Origin of the sequence: Xanthobacter sp. NM-25, assembly GCF_022138605.1 — a bacterium.
Lineage (GTDB): Bacteria > Pseudomonadota > Alphaproteobacteria > Rhizobiales > Xanthobacteraceae > Xanthobacter.
In genome coordinates, this window is the sequence record NZ_JACBFS010000001.1 from 32,626 (window position 1) to 51,890 (window position 19,265).

Here is a 19,265-nt window from a genome sequence, read left to right on the forward strand (position 1 = left end):
CATGTTTGGGTGGTTTAAAGGGCTTTTCACGGGGGTAGCACCTGCGGCCGGACCCGAGCCCGCCGGTTGCTCCGTAGAGGCGTCGGGCGAGCAGGGGTGGCGTCCACTCTCGACCTCCGAGCGCGATCTCAAGCCCACCACCCAGCGACGCATGCAGGAGCTGGCGCACCACGCCTGGGAGCAGCACCGCCTGGCGAACCGGTTGATCGAGCTGCCCATCGCATTCATCTTGGGGGATGGGATCCAGGTGACCTGCGAAGATGACGAGGCGCAGGCGTGGCTCGACGCCTGGTGGGGCGACCCTATCACCCGGCTCGACCTCCACCTTGAGAAGCGGGTGCGGGAGCTGGCCCTGTTTGGTGAGCAGGTCATCGTCGTCTTTACGGGGCCGGGTGGTCTCATTCGGCACGGGGCCATAGACCCCACGGCGATCACGGAGGTGATCGTCGATCCCGACAACGCCGCCCTGCCCATCGGCCTCAAGGTGCGGGACGGGAGCGGCGAGGAGCGGACCTATCGCATCATCCTCGACGGCGAGGATGTCGACCTACTGTTGTCTCCCGCGATCGCCCTACGCGCACAGATGACCGCAGGCGATTGCCATTTCTGGCGCGTGAACGACCTGCTCACGGGCCGGCGCGGCCGGTCCGACCTGTTGTCCGCAATCGACATTGCGGACGCCTACACCCAGCTCATTTTTGGTGAAGTGGAACGCGCGGCGGCGTTGCGCACGGCGATCTGGGACGTCACCCTCAACGGCGCGACGCCGGAGGAGGTCGCTAAGCGCGCCGGCGATATTGCCCCTCCGTCGCCAATGTCGGTGCGCGTGCACAACGACGCGGAAAAGTGGGAGTCGATCTCCCCCAAGCTCGAAGCCGCGGACGCCTCCGAAACCCTGCGCGTTGTACGCAATGAGGTGCTGGGTGGCGCAACCATCCCCGAGCATTGGTACGGCGGCGGCGGCGACGTCAATCGGGCGACCGCGGCTGAGATGGACGAGCCCACCTACAAAGTCTTTCGCCGCCGCCAGCTGCTGTGGCAGGCGATCATTGAGGCGGAGGCGCGACACGTCATCCGGGCGCGGCTCGCGGCCACGGGCCGGGCGACGAAGGTGCTGCCGGAATCCATGCGGCCTCGGGCGGATTTCCCGCCTATGCAATCGGTCGATGTCTCGCGCTATGCGCAGGCCCTCGCCCAGCTGGTGGCCGCGGTCGCCTCCGCTGTCGACCGCGGCCTCATGACCGAGGAGACCGCCGTCAAGCTCATTGCCGGCATCGCCGGCAAGCTCGGGGTGGAGATTGATGCGTCCGCCGAGCTGGAGGCCGCGCGCCGCGCGAAGGGGGAGCGTGAGGAGGCGGACGTGTTTCGCCAGCCACCGGCGGCCGAGGAGCGCGAGCCGGATGATGATGACGCGGCCGCGCCAGGCGCTCCGCCCACCGCATCGGGCGCGTAATGGACGACAAAGAGCGGGCCCGCCGATTCCGCCGGGAGCGTCGCGAGCAGCTGCGGCGCTCGGTGCTCATCCAGACCGACACGGTCCGCGAGGTGCTGGTGTGGCTGGAGCAGGCCCGCACCGGCATCCTTGCGGCACTGGCCGGGACTCCCTCGTCCTTCGAGAGCTGGCGCCTCGGCCATCTCTCCGTCGAGGTGCGGCGCACTATGGACCTGTTCGAGCGCGGGGCGACGGACGTGCTGACCAGGGGGCTGGACCGCGCCTGGCTGGCGGGCTCCGACCTGGTGGTGCAGCCGCTCGCGGCCGGCGGCATCGACCTGTCGGGCCAGCTGCCGGCGCTGGATGCCCGGCTGTTGATCGCCATGCGGTCGTTCCAGGCCGACCGCATCCGCGACATTTCCACCACGGCGGTCAACCGCATTAATCAAGAGATCGGACAGGCGGCGCTCGGCCTGAGGAGTCCCTTCGAGGCGGCGCGCCAGGTTGGCGAGCTGCTCGACACGTCCGCCGGCCGGGCGCGGCGGATCGTGCGCGACGAGCTGGGGACGGTCTATTCCGAGGCTGGTCAGCAGCGCATGGAGCAGGCCAAGGCAGCCGGCGTTGCCGGACTACAAAAGCAGTGGCGCCGATCCGGAAAGCTCCATGCGCGCATCACCCACGATCTTGCGGATGGGCAGATCGTGGATGTGGATCAGCCGTTTATGGTTGGCGGCCTGGAGATCCCAAAGCCGCGCGACCCCTCCATCCCGCTTGGTGAGCGGATCAACTGCGGCTGTGCCTCGCTCCCATACATGCGCCACTGGCGGGTCTCGACGCCTGGCCCGCGCCCCTACAGCGCGCAGGAGCTGGCGACCTCGCCCGCGGCGCGACAGGTGGAGGAGGTGCGCGCGGCGACACCCATCGCGTCGCAGGCGCTGTTGCCCGGCAGGAGCCGAGCATCATGAGCGCCGCCGGCATCTCCGCCGCATGGACTGCGGATCGCATCGCGTTGCGCGGGACGCCGCGGCCCTATCAACATTTCCGCGGTGCGAGTTATATTTGGGTCGGTAACCTGGTTTCGGGGCGCGCCGCTGGCGTGGGCTGCGGACGATGCACCTGAGTGCTTCGACGGTCGCCCGGCGGCGGCCTGTCCGCCTCCCCCGCGGATCGCGAGGCGAGGCCGTAGGCGGGCGTTTGATGGCGTGGGGCGGGCTAAGCACCTCACACCCTCTCTTGCCCGCCCAGCGCATTCAACGGCCCTTTAACGGCGACGCCAGCGCCCATGTGAGGGGCGGTGCCGCGTCCGCCCCTGTCTTATCGCCTCACGCCAGCTCCCCGCCAAGCGCTTGGGGACTGATCTGCCGCGTGACGCTGCCCATGATCCGGCATCATGGCGAAGGCACTCAAATCCCCGACCGCCGCCCGCTCCGCTGCGAAGCCGAGCGGCGCGGCCAGCACCACGCAGGCGACTGACGCCTCCGCTCCGACCGACGCCACGGCGCCGGTCGCCCCCATCCCTGCTGGTGACATCTCCAATCACACCCACGGGGGCGAGCCGCCGGCAGAGCGTATCGCCGGCCCCGCCGCGCAGCCCGAGCCCGACATGGGTGCGCCGGCGTCGGGTGGTTCGGAGGATGCTCCTGCCAGGCAGGGCACCCCGATCCACCGGCCGTCGGAAACGGGCGAGGCTGAGGAGGAGGCGGCTGTTGCCTCCTCCTCGGCCGATCTTGCTGCCGCCGCGCGGATGGCGCGCCGCGCTGAGATGGCTGCACGACTGGGGGAGCTGGCGGAGATTGCGGCGCGGGGCGAGGCGCCGAGCCTGTCGATCCTCGGCGGCGCTGACCAGGTGCTGAGCTGGCGGCTCGCCGAGGACGCGCTGCTCATCGTCTCCTCGGCCGGCCGTAAGTATCGGATCGACCGGGCGACCGGCGCTGTGGTGGACACCGCCACCGGCGAGGAGATGTTGTGATGGGTACCGTGGCCCATCATGTCCTGGTCGAGGGCCGATTCCTCGAGAGCGCGGCCGGCGCAGCTGCCGCGGGCGGAACCGCGGGCGCTGTGCTGGAGGCCCAGGAGGCGAACCGCTTTCGGGTTTGCATCATCCGCGCGGGCCGCAGCCTTAACGGAAACTACTATCCCGACGACGCATTGCGCGAGGGTGCTGCGCTCTTTGAGGGCGCGCGGGTGATCGTCAAGGCGGACGGCGAGCATCTGGCCTCCCGTGGCCGGGACCCGCGCGCCGTCCTGGGGCGCCTCTCCGGCGTCACCTTCGTCGCCGGCCACGAACCCGATACCGGCGCCCTCGAGGCCACCTGGGATGTGCTCGATCCGAGTGATCCCATGATCGTCCGCCTGCGTGAGGCACTCTCGCGCGGCATGGCTGACCTCTTTGGGCTCAGCATCGACGCGGGCGGCACGTTTCGCACCGTAAGTGGCGTGCGCCGCGTGGGGCGTTTTACCCGCGTCAATTCGGTCGACCTCATCGTCGAGCCCGGCGCCGGCGGGCGCGTGCTCGACGTGCTGGAGGCCGATCCCGCCCCCTCCGACCCCGTGCAGGACAAGCCGATGCGCCAGTACCTCATCGACCTTCTTCGCCGCCGCCGCCCCATGTTCTTCTCGGGGCGCGACGAGGATGCCATCACCGACGCCGAGCTGCGCGAGGCACTTGACAACGCTTTCGCCAAGGGCGGTCGCGACAATGATCAGGGTGCCGCTGGCCAGGGTGCCGCGGCGCCGGCCGGCCTCTCGCAGGCCGACCTCACCGAGGCGCTGCGCCTGGTGGAGGCGCGCCAGGCGGCGCGCGAGCAGGTCGGCCGCTCGACCTTGCCGGAGGCCGCCCGTACCCGCGTGCTGGATCTGCTGGAGGCGCGCGGCAACTATGAGCCGGAGGCGGTGACGGCCGCCATCGCGGCCGAGCAGGCGTACCTGGCTCCGTTCAGCGCGGCGGGCCGCGTGCAGGGTCTGGGCGCCGTCTCCCGTATCGAGACCGGGGAGACCCGGGCGGAGAAGACGCACGCCATGCTGGAGGCGTTTTTCGATCCCGACCACAAGGATCACCGCCATGCGCGGTCGATCAAGGCGTGTTACGTCGCCATCACCGGCGACGAGCGGGTGACCGGCCGCCTGCGCGACTGCGATCAGGCGCTGCTGCGCGAGGCTCTCGACAGCACCAGCTTCGACGCGGTGCTGGGCGACAGCATCACCCGCCGGATGGTGGCCGACTATCGCACCCCGTCCATCTATGACGTGTGGCGCCAGCTCACCGGCGCGCCGGTGCCGGTGAGCGACTTCCGGACCCAGGAGCGCACCCGCTGGGGTGGCTACGGCGACCTGCCCGCGGTCGCCGAGGGTGGCGCCTACGCGCCCGTCACCTCGCCCAGCGACGAGGTCGCCGAGTATGCCGTCTCCAAGCGTGGCGGCACCGAGTCGATCACGCTGGAGATGATCAAAAACGATGACGTCGGCGTCGTCCAGCGCATCCCCACCCGCCTCGCGCGCGCCGCAAAGCGCACGCTCGCGAAGTTCGTCCTCGATTTCCTGCGCCTGAATCCCGCCATCTACGACACCAAAGCGCTGTTCCACGTGGACCATGGCAATCTGGGGACTGCGGCGCTCTCTGCGGCGGCCCTGGCCGCCGGCCGTCTCGCCATGCTGAAACAGACCGAGGCCGGCTCCCTCGACCGTCTCGGTATCGGCCCGCGCAACCTGTGGGTGCCCTCCGACCTGGAAGAAACGGCGGCCGACCTGTTCCGCCGCAACACCAACAACGACAAGACCTTCGTCCAGAGCCTGTCACCCAACATCATCCCGGTCTGGTACTGGACGGATGCCAATGACTGGTGCCTGTCGGCCGATCCTGCCGATATCCCCACCGTGGAGCTCGGCTTCCTGGACGGGAATGAGGAGCCCGAGCTGCTTGTTCAGGACAGCCCCACCTCCGGCAGCATGTTTTCCAACGACAAGCTGACCTGGAAGATCCGCCACATCTACGGCGGCAACGTCCTCGACTTCCGCGGCCTCTATAAGTCCGTGGTGGCCTGACCATGCTCCAGGAGCTGCGGGCGCTGGTGGATGACCTGGTGCGGGACGTGGTCGGCCGCGTGGGCGAGGAGGCCCGCGACCGCGCCGTGTCCCTTGCCATCGTCCAGTACGGCAAGGATCGGCCGCGCACGCGCGTGTCCGACCTGGTCGCGCAGGATGCGCCGGTGCCCCGGCATCTGGACCTGCCCGAAGGGTGGGACGTCGAGGCCTCCATCGCCCTTACTATCGAGTATCCGGTCGGCCACGTGCCGCCACGCATCATGCCGCGTCATGCGTGGGCCGTGCTGGTCACCCCGGCCGGCCAGGTCCTTGGCCTGCCGCGGGCGATCCCGGCCGGCGCCACCTGCCGGCTGACGTGGACCTTGCCTCACGAAATCGGCGAGGACGTGGACACACTGCCGCCGGGCGACCGGGAGGCCGTGGCACAATACGCGGCCGCGGTGCTGCTCGACCAGGTGGCGGCGATGACGTCCGGCGACCACTCCAGCGTGATCCAGGCGGACGCGGTCGACCACCAGGAGGCTGGCCCGAATTACGCCGCCCGCGCGAGCACCGCCCGCCGCCGCTACCACGATCTCCTGGGGATCGACCCCAAGCGCGTCCAAGCCGCCTCCGTGACCGTCAATCCGCCGTTGCCATCCACAACGGGCGAGCATCGCCTGCTGTTCCGGAGGCGCCGCGGATGATTGAGCCTTATGTGGTCACCATCAGCGTGCGCCCGGTGGATGCCGCCCTCGCCGCCGCCCCCGATGTATTCGTCGAGGAAATGGTCCCCGCCATCGTCGAGGGTCAGATGCTCCTGGAGCGCGAGGTGCGTGAGCGCACGCCGACGTCCGGCGCCGGCACGCTGCGCGATTCCATCGGTGCGCTGCCCGTCGTCCTCGCGGCCGACAAGGTATCGGGCGCCGTTGGTACCTCGCTCGCCTATGTCCTCCCGGTCGAGCTAGGCGCGCGCCCGCACCGCCCGCCGGTCGAGCCGCTCGCCGATTGGGTCCGGCGCAAGCTCAGCAAAACAGGCAAGGAGGCCCGGGCCACCGCCTTCGCGATCGCCGCAAAGATCGCCAAGGAGGGCACGCCGGCGCACCACATGTTCGCGCAGGGCCTCGCGGCGACTCAGGGCCAGATCCAAGAGCTGCTCGCTGCTGCCGCTGATCGGGCGGTCGGGAGGATTGCTCCATGAGCGCCACCGCGATCCGTGCCGCCCTGGTGGCGCTACTGGAGGCCATCCCCGACATCGGTCGGGTGCATGCCTGGGAGCGCTTCGCCGCCACCGAAAAGGGCTTCATCGACCTCTATAGCCACGCGGGAGCGGTGCGCGGCTGGCGCGTCAATCGCGTCTCGACGCGGCGTCGCGTGCTCGCCTCCGGTCGGGTGCTGGTGACCGACCGGTGGGCGATCACGGGGATGCTTTCGCTTGTCGACGCGGCCCAGTCGGAGATCACTGCCTCGGACCTCGCCGATGCCATCATCGCCGCCGAGGTCGCGGACCCGACCCTCGGGGGTGTGGCCCGCGGCGTGGCCGTCGAGGGCGCGGCCGGCGTCCAGCTGCTCGCCATCGCGCCGGTGATGTTTGCCGGCGTGCTCTGCCATCAGGTGGCGTTGCAACTCGACACGCAGACTTTCGAGGGCGCGGCAGCAGGGGGGCTCGCGGGGGGGCTCGAAAGCATGGATGGTGCCGCAGGCCGCCTGATCGGTGCCGTGGTGGCACGCCTTCAGGGCGCGGTGCCCGCCGGCCTGCTGGCGGTGGTCGAGGGACGTCTGTCGTGGGACCGCGATGACGATCCCGCCGATCTGCCTGCCGCCATCGTGGTGCCGGTGGCGGACGAGGCGCGTCCGGAAGCGGAAACCGTCCTGTATCGCCAGCGGGTCGATCGGTCGGTGGCCGTGATCCTCATCGCGCCGGCCGGCTATTCGGCTGGCGCCGGCGCATTGGCTGCCGGTGGATTGGAAGCTCTGCGCGAGCGGGTGCGGGTGGCCTTGCTGGGCTGGGGCGACGGCCCCGACGGCCCGGTGGATATCCCGTGCCTCTATGCCGGCGGCGCACCGACCGATGCCGCGCCGGGCCTGATCGCGTGGCGCGACGTCTACACCCCCTCGCTCTACGTGGAGATGGATTGATGCCCTCCCATCCTTGGCCCGCCTCGGGCGGCTCCTACATCCGCGACCCGCAGAGCGGGCAGCTGCGGCCCAATGTCCCCGGGGTGCCCGAGGTGACCCCCGAACCCGCGCCTGCCGACGCCTCCGAGGTGCCGGCTCCCGAGCCCCAGGTCGGCAAGACCAAGACCCGCCGCCAGAACAAGGACGCCTGACCCATGGCCCTCACCGCAAAGCGCTTCGAACGCAAGCTCGCCGTCCTCGCCAAGATCGAGGCGGACTACGGCACGTCCTCGGCGCCCACCGGCGCTGCCGACGCCATGCAGATGACCGAGGTCACCCTCACTCCGCTGGCCGGCGAAGAGGAGCAGCGCGGGCTGCTGTCTCCCTATTTCGGCCACGCCGGCATCCTGTTGACGGGGGACTATGCCCAGCTGGAGGGGTCAGTCGAGGTGGCCGGCGCCGGTGCGGCGGGCACTATCCCCGCCTATGGCGCGCTGCTGCGCGCCTGCTCCATGGCGGAGGTCGTCACGCCGGATACCAGCGTGACCTATACGCCGGTCACCGCGAGCCCCGAGTCGGCGACGCTTTTCGTCAATCTGGACGGCGTCAACCACGCGCTGGTGGGTGCGCGCGGCACCTTCACCGTGGAATTCGCGACCAAGCGCATCCCGCACATCAAATTCACGTTGCGGGGGCTGCTCGGCCCCGTGGCCGATACCGCGCTGCCCGCCGCCAGCTACGCCGGCTTTATCAAGCCCGTCGTCGTCAACAAGACAAACACCGCCCTGTCGCTGTTCGGGGTGGCGCAGGTGGCGGAGAGCCTGACGCTGGACATGGCCAACACGCTGGTGACGCGCAACCTCATCGGCGAGGACTCGATCCTCATCACCGACCGGCAGAGCACTGGGACCGCCGTGGTGGAGGCGAAGCCCCTCGCGACCCAGGACTGGTTCGCCATCGCGCAGGCGCGCACTCACGGCGCGCTGGCGCTGCAGCACGGTGCCAGCGCCGGGAACATCGTCGAGATCGCCGCACCCGCGCTGGAGATTGGCCGACCCACCTATGGCGCCACCGATGGCATCCGCAATCTCTCCATCCCGCTGATGCTGTGCCGCGACAGTGGCGACGACGACTTCTCCATCGTCGTCAAGTGACCTTCCACACCGCTTAAGGACCGCTGCAATGACGAAATTCCGGATCGTTTCCGAACCCCGCTTCAGCTGGCCCGCGGTGGCCTATGTCCCGGGCGCGGCGCCCGGCCAGCCGGAGGCGCAGTCCTTCCGGTTGGACTTTGTCTATCGCGAGGACGAGGAGCTGCGCGCCGCGGAGCAGGACGCGATCGACGCGGGTGGTGACCTCGCCGCCGCGCAGAAGGCGGCCCTCCGCCTGGTGATCCGCGGCTGGGGCGACGTGGAGGGCGCCGACGGCACCGAGACCCCATACACCCCCGAGGCTCTGGAGGCCGCCCTCAAGATGCCCTGGTTCCGGAGCGCGGCGACCACGGCCTGGAATGCGGCGATGGCGACGGGCCCCAAGGCGGGAAACTGACGGCGGCGGCTCGCGCTTGGACCCTCGCAATCATGGGTCGCGAGGATCCAGGCGCGCCGGCCGCCATCGACGACGACGCCTTGCGCCAGTTCCGGGCGCTGGGCGTCCGGGTGGCTGCGGACGCGGCACCGGCGCCCGAGCTGGTGGTCGAGATCTGGCCCTGCCACGCGCGGACGTGGGCGGTCTTTGTGGCCTGCGAGCGGTGTTGGCGGGCCGTCGGCACCCTCGGTGGGCTGATCTGGCTGGGCCTCGACCTGGTCCAAGTCGCGGAGGTGGAGCGTCGGCTCGATGTCAGTGCCGACTTCCCCATGTTGCAGGCGGCCGAGACGGCCGCGCTCGTCGTGCTCAATGAGGCTCTCTGATGGCGCTCAAACTGGCGATCGACATCACTGCCGATGCAACCCGCGCCCGCAAAGGCGTTGGGGATGCCAGGGCCGCGCTCGACGATCTCGCCGCCCATGCCCAGGAGGCCGGAGCTGAGACGGCGCAGGCTATGGGCGCCGTTGATGCGGCCCTTGATGGGGTCGCCGCCACGGCACAACGGGCGGGTCGGGATGCTGCCGATGCAATGGGCGCGCAGGGGCGCGCGGCCGCCTCGGCCGCCACCTCCGTGCGGCAGCTCTCCGATGCCCTGCGCGCGGCCAACACCAACAGCCTGTCGAGCGCCAGCGCGATCAATGCGCGGCTGGGTATCGGACGTGATTTCGGCACGGCCGCCCGGGCCGCGGACATTGCGGCCTATGGCGCCGCCATGGATGACGTGCGGGCAAAGTTGGTGTCGCTCTATGCGGCCGAGCGCCAGCGCCGTCAGGCATTGGCTGAGATCTCCGATGCCGCCCGGGTCGGCGCCATCTCCGAGCGGGAGCGCGCTGCTGCGGTGCGCCTCGCGGGGGCTGCCTACGAGGCGCAGATCGCGCACATCCGGCGCATGGAGGGGGCGTTGCTCGGCCAGGCGGCCGCGGCCAAGGCGGCCACCGAAGCCATGGTCGGTCGACAGATGATCGTGCCCGACCGGGCGGCCGACATCGCCGCCTACGGGGCGGAGATGGATGCTCTGCGGCTCCGGTATAGTCCGCTTGCCGCTGCCGCCGCCGCTTACCGGGCGGAGGCGGAAAACATCAACCGCGCGCTGGCAGTCGGAGCGATCAGCCAGCAAGAGCATGCAGCGGCGATGCAGCGCACGCGAGCCGCCTACGATGCGCAGGTGGCAAGCGTCAACCGGCTCGACGCGGCCCTGAGTGCGCAGGCGGCCAATGCCAAGGCGGCCGCGCAGGCGAGCGTTGCTCGTCAGACGATCACGCCCGATCGGGCGGCCGACATTGCCGCCTATGGCGCCGCGATGGACAGCCTCAGGGCCAAGTACTCGCCCCTTTACGCGGCCCAGCGCACCTATGTGGGGCAGCTGCGCGAGATCCGCGATGCGCAGCGGGCCGGAGCGCTCTCCGCCCAGGAGGCGGCCGCCGCCATCGAGCGGACCAAGACCGCATTTGCCGCCCAGGTGCCGGTGTTGCGCGCCGCCGGCCGGTCCGGTGGTTTCAGCTGGTCGGCCCTGCGAGCCGACCAGCGCACGAACCTGTCCTACCAGGCCAATGACGTCATTGGCGGACTCCTCATGGGGCAGCCGCTCAACATGATCGCCATGCAGCAGGGACCGCAGATCGTACAGGCGCTCGGTGGTGTCGGACCCACCCTGTCCGCGATCGGCTCCGCCCTCACGCCGGTGACGTTGGGTCTCGGTGGCGTCACGGCCGCGCTCGGCCTCGGCGCCTCGGCCTGGTACAGCTACACCCGCGCCACCAAGGACGCTGCGGTCGCCGCCAGCTCCTTTGGTCGCGGCGCCGGCGTCACTGCCGGAGATATTGAGCGCAGCGCCTACACCTCCGCCGCGCCGGCCGGCCTGTCGGTGGCGGAGGCCCGCCAGGTCGCGGCCGAGCTGACCCGCACCGGACGGATCGGCTCCGATCAGTTCGCCGGTCTCATCGCGATCGCGAAGGACTTTGCCGCCACGCTTGGCTCGGACGTCACCGGTGCGGCGACCAAGCTGGGTGAGGTTTTTGCAGATCCGGCGTCCGGGGCGGACCAGCTGGCGCAGATGGCGCTGTTGGATGGAGCCACGGCCAGGCTCGCCAAGAGCCTGGCGGAACAGGGTGATGCTTCGGCGGCCTCGCAGGTGATGCTGGAGGGCCTGCGGCAGCGCCTCGCAAGCTCGGCTGATGCCACCACGGCGCTGGGCCGCGCCTGGGATGCACTTACCCGCCGGCTGAGCAATGCATGGGGCGCTGGTGGCCGCTGGATCGCCGGTGGCGACCTCCCGCTGCAACAGCAGCTGGAGCAGGCGCGCAAGGAGCTTGCCGCAACGACCCAGGGCGGCGGCGGCCTGGATCTTGGCGAGGGCTATGCGGCGCGTCTGCGCCAGCGCGTGGCGGAGCTGGAGCGCCAGCTTGCGCAGGACGCGGCGCAATCGGCCGAGCGCCAGGCTGAGGCGCGCCTGGTGCAAGCCGGCAATGCCGCTGTGGGTCTCGCGCAGCGCTCGCCCGTCAACGCGCAGCTCCAGGAGGAGGTGCGTCTGCGGGCGCAGATCCAGCGCCTGGAGGCCGGCCGCGCGGCTCCGAGTCTCTCCGCTCAGGAGCAGGGGCAGATCACCCGCGCGATCGAGGCGACTCGACATGCGCTGGACGGCCTCGCCAACGCGAAGGACCGGCAGGCGGACATTGATCGTCTCGACCTCCAGATCCAGCAGGAGCGCGACCCCGTCGAGAAATCGATCCTGGTGGCGACCCGTGAGTATCTGTCGCTGCAGGGGCAGCAGATCACGGCAGCCGATGAGGCCGCCCGCGTGGAGCGCGCGCGGCAGAAGAGCCTGTCCGACAGCGCCGCGGCCGCCAGCCTCGCAGCCCAGACGAGCCTGCGCGCCGGGCGCGACCAACTCGACCAGCTGCGCGCCGAGTTGAGCCTGATCGGGGCCACCAATGCGGAGCGCGCCCGGACCCTCGCACTGCTGCAGGCGCGCCAGCAGATCCGGGATCAGGGCATCACGGACCCCGATCAGCAGCTCGCGCTACAGCTGCAGCAACTGCAGCGCGCCGAGATGCAGTCGCGGCTGGCCAGCGGACAGGCGGCTGATCAGGCGCTCAAGGGCAGCCGCGACCAGAGCGAGCAGCTGCAAGCGGAAATCTCATTGATCGGCGCCTCCAATGCGGAGCGGGCGCGGCGCCTGGCGCTGCTCCAGGCCGAGCAGCAGATCCGTCAACAGGAGATCGATCCCAAGTCCGACCAGGCGGCCCGGATCCGCTCGGCCGCGGCGCAGAATGCCGATCTGACGACGCGCTTGGCGGCCGCCCAGGCGGCGCGGCAGCAATGGGAGGCGGGCCGCGACCAAATCGAGCAACTGCAGATGGAGGGGCAGCTGCTTGGTGCGTCGAGCGCCGCACGCGCGCAGGCCGTCGCCCTGCTCAACACCGAGCAGGCAATCCGGCGCGCGGGCATCGCCACCGGCTCGCAGGAGGCGCAGATGCTGCGCGAGCAGACCGCACGCATCGTCGAGCAGAGCCAGACCCTGGAGCGCCGCCGCGACGCCTGGCAGACCTACACCTCATCCGCCGAAAGCGCCCTCGACCGCCTCGGCGACGCGCTGGTGGAGCACGGCACCAACTGGGACGACTGGCGCGACACCATCGACGGCGTCATGGGTGACGTCGCCAAGTCGGTGGCCCGCCTTGCGATCACGAACCCCCTCAAAAATGCGCTCCTGGGCACCAATTCCGGCACCCTGGCGGACCTTGGCGGCGGCGCCTCGGGCGGCGGCCTCATCGGCTCGCTGGTGCGCGGTCTCGGTGGCGCGGCGTCTCCCGCAGCGTCGGCGGGCGGGGTTGGCGCCGCGGTCGCCGGTCTTGGCGCCGCTGGCGCCGGCGTCATCAACATCAACGCTGGCGTGGTCAACGTGGCGGGTGGCCTGCCGGGGCTCACCGGCGCCTCGGGCCTGCCGGGGATCCTGGGAGGCAGCGCCGGAGGCGGGCTCGCGTCTCTGGCGTCAATCCGCTCCGCCTACGACGCGGAGCTGGCTGACCCCGCCCTGCGCCAGCGGCTTGCCGCCATCACGCAGGCGGAGGTGGGCGGCCAGGGCGCCGAGGCTCAACTCGCCTTTGTCGAGACGCTGTTTAACCGGGGCGCCGCCCGCGGCATGAGCCTCAGCCAGGTGATCTCGGATCGCGGCTATTTCCCTTCGCAGACCTTTGCAGCGGCAGATCGGTATGCGTCGGACCCCGGCCTCGCCGATCGATATGCGGGGATTTTGGGGGCCGTGCGGGGCGGCTCCAACGTCTCGTCGTGGGCGACCGGCAATGCATCGGGGAGTGTCGGCTTCGCCGGCGGCCCGCAGACCTATGCGGCGGGCGGCGAGCGTTTTGGGGTCGAGGGGCCCGACATGTCTTGGGCCGCGCAGATGCGTCAACAGACGCAGGGCCTCTCGACGGCGCTGGGCAGCGCCACCAGCGCCACCAGCTCCTTCGGCAGCGGCCTTGGCGATGCCAGCCGCTCAGTGGCCACCTCGCTGGGCGGCGCGTCCGGACAGATCGGCACCGCGAGCACCCAGCTCGCCACCGCGACCCAGCAGACGGCTGCCTCTGCCACCGATTTCGCCGGATCGATCGGCTCGGCCATCAGCAGCCTGGTGCGCGGCATCCAGGGGGCGCTGTCCAACATCGGCGGTGGCGTCGGCAACCTGCTCAGCGGCTTCGCCGGCGGCGGCACGTCGCTCTTTGCCGCCGGCGGCATCATGACGTCGGCCGGGCCGGTGCCGCTGCGCGCCTATGCGGCCGGCGGTGTCGCCACCTCTCCGCAGTTGGCTCTTTTTGGTGAGGGGGCGACGCCGGAAGCCTATGTGCCGTTGCCCGACGGCAGGCGCATCCCTGTGCGGATGACTGGTGGCGAGGGGGCTGGGCAGGCGACGACCGTATTGGCCGGCGCCATCTCGGCGCTGGCGAGCCGTGTGGGTGGCGCCTCTGCCCCCGCCACTGCCCCTGCACAGTCGTCAGTGGCGGTGCACAACTACGGCGGCGCCCAGGTGGAGGCGCGCACGGACCCGCGCACCGGGCGCACCGATATCGTGATTGACCAGCACGTGGCCTCCTCGCTCCGGCGGACCGGATCGGCGTCTCAGCGCGCCCTGGCCGACTTTGGGGTCCATCAGGGGGTGCCCCGGCTATGAGCGTCGCTATGTGGCCAACTACCTTGCCGCAGCTGGTGCTGCTAGATGGCTACGAGGAGCAGCCGGGAGACGGGCGCCTGTTTTTCGAGCCCGAGGCTGGCCCGCCCCTGGTCCGCCCGCAAACGCAGGCCGCCGTGCAGCAGGTGGCGGCCGATCTGTGGCTCGATACGCTCGATCAGCGCGAGATCTTTCTGGACTTCTGGCGCCGCACCCTGAGTCAGGGCGCGCTGCCCTTCTGGCGGCCGGATCCGGTGCGGCACGGGGTGTCGCTGCTGGCGGCGCCTGGTGGCGCCCCGCTCCTGACGGCAGCGGGACTCCGGCTCCTGGTGAGCGCGTGGTGGCTGTGCCAGTTCGGCCGCGCCGCGCCGCGCCTGGTGCCGCTCGGCGGGACGGCATGGCGCGTCAGCACCAGCCTGCTGGTGCTGCCATGAGCCGCGAGATGACGCTCACCTTTCGCGCGGCGGCGCATGCGCAGGCTGGTGACCAGGTGCCGATCACGCTGGTGACGGTCACACACCCCTCGACCTCGGAGGTCGTGCGCTTGTCCTCTGATCCGACAGTTAATCTTCTGCGTGCCGGCCTCAGCGACACGGTGGCCTATGGCACCTTGCACAAGGGCGAGATCTACCGCAGCACCTTGATGGCGCGCGTGTGGCCCGATGACGTGGAGGGGCAACCGCCGCGCGCGCAACTGCGGTTCGCCGCTCTCACGCCAGCCTATGCGGCGGTGCTGCGCAGCATCGTGACGCCGGCTTACGTGACCGTCCGCATGGTGCTGTCGCGGACGCCCGACATCGTGCAGTGCGCTTATGACCACATGGCCACCACCTCGGCCGAGGGCGACGCCTCCACGGTCACCATCGACATGTCGCGCGAGGATTTCACCGCCGCGCCTTATCCGCCGGGGCGGATGACATCCGACCGTTTTCCGGGTCTACGCTCATGACGCGCCACTGGTCTGCTCCCTACCTGGGGCTCCCCTTCCGCCTCGGCGGCCGCGATCGCGGCGGCGTCGACTGCTATGGACTGGTGGTGCTCGCCTACACAGAGGTCCTGGGTGTCTCGCTCCCCTCTTTCACGGGGCATTACACGGACCTTGCGCGGCCCCGTGACATCCTCGCCGCACTTGATGTGGGTCGGGTCCTGTGGCGTCGCGTCGAGCGCCCGCGCGCGTGGGATGTGGCGCTGTTCGACGCGCCCTGCGGGTGTCATGTGGGCCTGATGGTCGACGCCTGGCGCATGCTGCATGTGGCGCAGCATCACGACAGTCGCATCGAGCGGGTGGATGCGCCGGCCTGGCGCGCCCGCGGACAGGGTGTCTACCGCTGGGAGGGCGCGAGGTGAGCGAGACCATCCGCGTCATCATCCTGCCCTCCATCGATCCAGCCGCGCGGCGCGTGGAAGAGGTGCCGGCCGGTCTCACGGTGGCGGCCGTGGCGGCACTGTTGTTGCCCTCCGTACCATCGGAGCTGCTGCGCGCCCACATTGTGGGGTGGCGTGATGACTATGTGCTGGAGCCGCGGGTGTGGCACCGGCTGCGGCCGTGCGCCGGCGCCACGCTCGCGCTGCAAGTGGTGCCGGGTGACAGTGGCGCGCTCCGCTCCGCCCTGCTGGTTGCCGGATCGATCGCCGCCGTCACCATCGGCGGCCCGCTGTTTGCGGGTCTCGGCGCCTTTGCGCCGATCGCGACGGCGACCCTGGGCCTCGGGATCAGTTTCGCGATCACGTCCTTGGTGCCGGTGGACACACCGTCCACCAAAAAGGATCCGGAGGTGCACGCCATTTCGGGGTTTCGCAATGAATTGCGGCCGGATGGCGTCGTGCCGGAGGTGCTGGGCACGGTGCGTTGGGCGCCGCCCTATGCGGCGACCCCAGTCACCTCGGCACGGGGCCTCAAGCGGTGGATCACCGCCGCATTTTGCTGCGGCTACGGGCCGTTGGCGATCTCCGATATCCGCATCGGTGACACCCCCATCAGCAAGTACCGCAAAGTCGAGATGGAGGTGTTGGAGGGCTATCCGACCGATGCGCCCATGAGCCTCTACTCGCGGCAGGTGGTCGAGCGGTCATTGTCCATCCAACTCACCTTTGTGGATGGGGAGGAGACCGAGTTTACCGCTCCCGACATTACGGAGTGGTCCTACGACGTCAGCTTTGCGCAGGGGCTGTACGCGGTCACGACCAAAAATGAGCCCAAGCAGATCAAAATGGGGGTGGGGATCCGCCACTGGTACCGGCCGGCCGGCTCGACCAGCGAGGAGGATTGGGTGGAGCACCTCCCCGGCGCAGCTGAACTAGTCTATGTGGCGTCCTCACTCCAGCCCGTGGTGTTCACCACGGTGGTGAGCGCGCCGGCCCGGGGGCAGTATGAGCTCAAATGGCGGCGCGCCACTCTCGATTATGACGAGATCGACTCCGAGCTCACCGGCTTTAAGGCCTGCTCCCGCTCCGATCTCACGGCCCTGCGATCCATCCGGCCCGAGTATCCCATCGCTTTTGCGGCGCCTCTCGGCCTGATCAACGTCCACATCCAGGGCACCGGGCGCCTCAACGGGATGCTGGACAGCCTCAATGCGCTCTGCTCGCGGCTGCTGCCGGATTGGGATGCGGCGACGCAGACGTGGGTGGTGCGCGCTACATCCAATCCTGCATCCATCTTCCGCCACATCTTGACCGGCCCGGTCCAGGCCTACCCGGTCGACGCGGAGACCATGCAGGCGTTGGAGGAGTGGCACGAGTGGTGTGCGGCCAAGGGGCTGACTTATGACAGGGTGCTTACCGACGAGGGCACGACGAGGGATCGGTTGCGAGAGGTGGCGGCTGCCGGCCGTGCCTCGCCGCTTGATCTTGGTGCGAGCTGGTCGGTGGCGATCGACCGCGTCCTCGATACGGTCTGCGGTCACATCACGCCGCGCAACAGCCGCGCGTTTCGCTGGCGGCGCAGCTACAGCCGGATGCCCGATGCCTGGCGGGTGAAATTCCTCGACGCGGCAAGCAATTACGAAGAGAAAGAGCGCATCGTCCCGCTGCCGCATTTCGGGGGCGGCGCCCCCGTCATCATCCAAGACCTGTCGCTGCCGGGGTACGATGACGCGGCGCTGATCTGGCGGGAGGCCCGCCGTCGCGGCTACGAGCTGCTGTTGCGCCCGGACACGTACAGCGTGGAGGTGCCGTGGGAACATCTCACCGTGACCCGTGGCGACCTGGTGGTAGTCGCCCATCCCGTGCTGCTCTCGGTCAGTGCACAGGCCCGGGTCGCTGAAACGCTTGTGATCGGCGAGCGGGTGGTGATCCGGCTTGACGAGCCTTGCTCTATGGAGGCCGACCGAAGTTATGCGGTACGCATTCGGTTGGCCGATGGGGCCAGCCTTGTGCAGCCGGTGGAGACCCATGCGGGTACCTCGGACGTGCTGCGCTGGGTCGGGGAGCTGAACGACATCGCCGTCGGCGATCTCGCCATGTTCGGCCCGGCCGGCGAGGAGGCGCTGGAGTGCGTCGTAAAATCCATAGCGGTCATCGACGATCTGGCGGCCACGCTGACGCTGGTGGACCACGCCCCCGAAATCGAGACTCTCGCCGATGCCGAAGTTGCTCCCCCGTGGTCCGGGCGGGTTGGCGAGGAGGCGGGCGCCTCGACCGTCGCGCCGGGCGTGCCGATTATCTCTGTGACCTCAGGTGACGACACCATCGTGACCGGGGGCGTGGTGGTGACCCTGGAGCCAGGCACTGGTGCCCGAGAGCCTCGCACCTATGAGGTGGATCACCGTCTGGTGGGTGGCGAGTGGGTCACACTCACCGTCGATGCATCGGCGGGCGCAGCGATCCTCACCGCTTATGGTGCCGGCGAGCAGATTGAGGTGCGCGCCCGCGCGGGCGCGGGTGACCTGTGGAGCACCTATACCGCAACCGTGACGCACACGGTGGGCGTCTATGTCACCGCAACGCTGGACGGAGTTGATCCGGTCGCCGCGGCGGACTTCGTGGTCGGCGCCTACATGCTTTCCGGCGCCACGGTGCTCCCGACCGGCATCCTGGCGCGGGAGGGCGGCGCCAAGACCGTGGTGGGCGCGACCGGCGCCGCCGAGGTGGTTGCCGCCAACGCACTTGCCTACGACTACTCGGCGGGCCGGCGGCAGCTGCGGGCAGAGGGGGCCTCCACCAACATCTTCCTTTTTTCGGCCGCGCCGACGGACCCTCAGGATATCGAGGTCGCAGCGCAGCCGTACACGATCAGCTTTTGGGGCCCGGGCTCGTTCATGCTGTCCGACGCCTATGCGGCCACGGTCACCGGCGTCGGCCTCGACGTGCGCACGATACTCACCATCACGCCCACGGCGGGCACCCTGACCTTGACCCCCGTCGGGGCGGTCAGTCGGGCGCAGATGGAGGTGGGGTCGAGCGCTACCAGCTATATCGAGACGATGGACGCTGCCGTTACGCGCGTCACCGACGTATGCCCGCTGAGTGCCGCTGCCGAGGCTCTCGTTGCCGCAGCTGGCCCAGCCACGATTGCCTTGCGGCTCACCGTTGTCGCGGGCGCCGTTAACGGCCAGATCCTCGGCTTGGATGGCGGCGGATACATCCTTTCGATCAACTCGGCCGGAGGCCTGAGCGCGTCGACACCCGTCGGAGCCGCCTCTTTCGACGCTACACCAGGCGGTTATTTCCCACGGGCGGCCGGCCTGTGCGTGGGCTGGGATGGCGATGGGACATATTGCGCCGCCAGCGGCGCGGGCGGCGCATCGAATGCCACGGCACCGTCCGGGACGATCACGGGGGTTTATCTCGGCCACGCAGCCGGGATCCCGGCCGGCGACGTCTATCTCGTTGATCAGCTGGATGTGTGGCCCATCAAGGGGTCGCCTGCCGCCATCCAGGCACAAGCTCAAGTGTACGGGTCGTGACCGCCGCCGCCGCGCGGTTGCAGTCAGAATTGGAGGG

At 69.8% G+C, this 19,265-nt stretch carries 16 protein-coding genes; all 16 read left to right on the forward strand.

Annotated features, from left to right (window positions below; all coding sequences use genetic code 11):
• Nucleotide 1: 1 nt before the first annotated feature.
• Nucleotides 2-1,453 (forward strand): hypothetical protein, encoded by a 1,452-nt coding sequence (locus tag MEU52_RS00200; protein ID WP_238121969.1) that lies wholly within the window; start codon nt 2-4, stop codon nt 1,451-1,453.
• Nucleotides 1,453-2,397 carry a phage head morphogenesis protein gene (locus tag MEU52_RS00205; RefSeq protein WP_238121968.1) on the forward strand — a complete coding sequence of 315 codons (945 nt, stop codon included), beginning with the start codon at nt 1,453-1,455 and terminating at the stop codon, nt 2,395-2,397. The genes MEU52_RS00200 and MEU52_RS00205 overlap by 1 nt, the downstream gene beginning before the upstream one ends.
• 425 nt (nt 2,398-2,822) lie before the next feature.
• Nucleotides 2,823-3,401: a hypothetical protein gene (locus tag MEU52_RS00210; RefSeq protein WP_238121967.1), complete on the forward strand. Its 579-nt coding sequence runs from the start codon at nt 2,823-2,825 to the stop codon at nt 3,399-3,401.
• The gene (locus MEU52_RS00215) at nt 3,401-5,473 is read left to right on the forward strand and encodes a phage major capsid protein (RefSeq protein WP_238121966.1); all 2,073 of its coding nucleotides are present in this window, start codon (nt 3,401-3,403) and stop codon (nt 5,471-5,473) included. Before MEU52_RS00210 ends, MEU52_RS00215 begins: the two co-directional genes overlap by 1 nt.
• A gap of 2 nt (nt 5,474-5,475) precedes the next feature.
• Nucleotides 5,476-6,159: a hypothetical protein gene (locus MEU52_RS00220; protein WP_238121965.1), complete on the forward strand. Its 684-nt coding sequence runs from the start codon at nt 5,476-5,478 to the stop codon at nt 6,157-6,159.
• Entirely contained in the window at nt 6,156-6,653 is a 498-nt protein-coding gene (locus tag MEU52_RS00225) for an HK97 gp10 family phage protein (RefSeq protein WP_238121964.1), read from the forward strand. The genes MEU52_RS00220 and MEU52_RS00225 overlap by 4 nt, the downstream gene beginning before the upstream one ends.
• The gene (locus MEU52_RS00230) at nt 6,650-7,591 is read left to right on the forward strand and encodes a phage tail terminator protein (RefSeq protein WP_238121963.1); all 942 of its coding nucleotides are present in this window, start codon (nt 6,650-6,652) and stop codon (nt 7,589-7,591) included. Before MEU52_RS00225 ends, MEU52_RS00230 begins: the two co-directional genes overlap by 4 nt.
• Nucleotides 7,591-7,782, forward strand: a complete 192-nt coding sequence (locus tag MEU52_RS00235; protein ID WP_238121962.1) for a hypothetical protein — start codon at nt 7,591-7,593, stop codon at nt 7,780-7,782. Before MEU52_RS00230 ends, MEU52_RS00235 begins: the two co-directional genes overlap by 1 nt.
• Before the next feature lie 3 nt (nt 7,783-7,785).
• Nucleotides 7,786-8,724 (forward strand): phage tail tube protein, encoded by a 939-nt coding sequence (locus MEU52_RS00240; protein ID WP_238121961.1) that lies wholly within the window; start codon nt 7,786-7,788, stop codon nt 8,722-8,724.
• A gap of 28 nt (nt 8,725-8,752) precedes the next feature.
• A complete protein-coding gene (locus MEU52_RS00245; RefSeq protein ID WP_238121960.1) occupies nt 8,753-9,118 on the forward strand; it encodes a hypothetical protein in 366 nt (121 codons plus the stop codon).
• Nucleotides 9,119-9,150: 32 nt separating this feature from the next.
• The gene (locus tag MEU52_RS00250; protein ID WP_238121959.1) at nt 9,151-9,480 is read left to right on the forward strand and encodes a DUF1799 domain-containing protein; all 330 of its coding nucleotides are present in this window, start codon (nt 9,151-9,153) and stop codon (nt 9,478-9,480) included.
• On the forward strand, nt 9,480-14,324 hold the full coding sequence (locus MEU52_RS00255) for a phage tail length tape measure family protein (protein WP_238121958.1): 4,845 nt from the start codon (nt 9,480-9,482) through the stop codon (nt 14,322-14,324). The genes MEU52_RS00250 and MEU52_RS00255 overlap by 1 nt, the downstream gene beginning before the upstream one ends.
• Nucleotides 14,321-14,755, forward strand: a complete 435-nt coding sequence (locus MEU52_RS00260; RefSeq protein WP_238121957.1) for a hypothetical protein — start codon at nt 14,321-14,323, stop codon at nt 14,753-14,755. Before MEU52_RS00255 ends, MEU52_RS00260 begins: the two co-directional genes overlap by 4 nt.
• The gene (locus tag MEU52_RS00265) at nt 14,752-15,270 is read left to right on the forward strand and encodes a hypothetical protein (RefSeq protein ID WP_238121956.1); all 519 of its coding nucleotides are present in this window, start codon (nt 14,752-14,754) and stop codon (nt 15,268-15,270) included. The genes MEU52_RS00260 and MEU52_RS00265 overlap by 4 nt, the downstream gene beginning before the upstream one ends.
• Nucleotides 15,267-15,668 carry an NlpC/P60 family protein gene (locus MEU52_RS00270; protein ID WP_238121955.1) on the forward strand — a complete coding sequence of 134 codons (402 nt, stop codon included), beginning with the start codon at nt 15,267-15,269 and terminating at the stop codon, nt 15,666-15,668. Before MEU52_RS00265 ends, MEU52_RS00270 begins: the two co-directional genes overlap by 4 nt.
• Nucleotides 15,665-19,228, forward strand: coding sequence for a hypothetical protein (locus MEU52_RS00275; RefSeq protein WP_238121954.1), 3,564 nt, complete (start codon nt 15,665-15,667; stop codon nt 19,226-19,228). The genes MEU52_RS00270 and MEU52_RS00275 overlap by 4 nt, the downstream gene beginning before the upstream one ends.
• Nucleotides 19,229-19,265 lie beyond the last annotated feature (37 nt).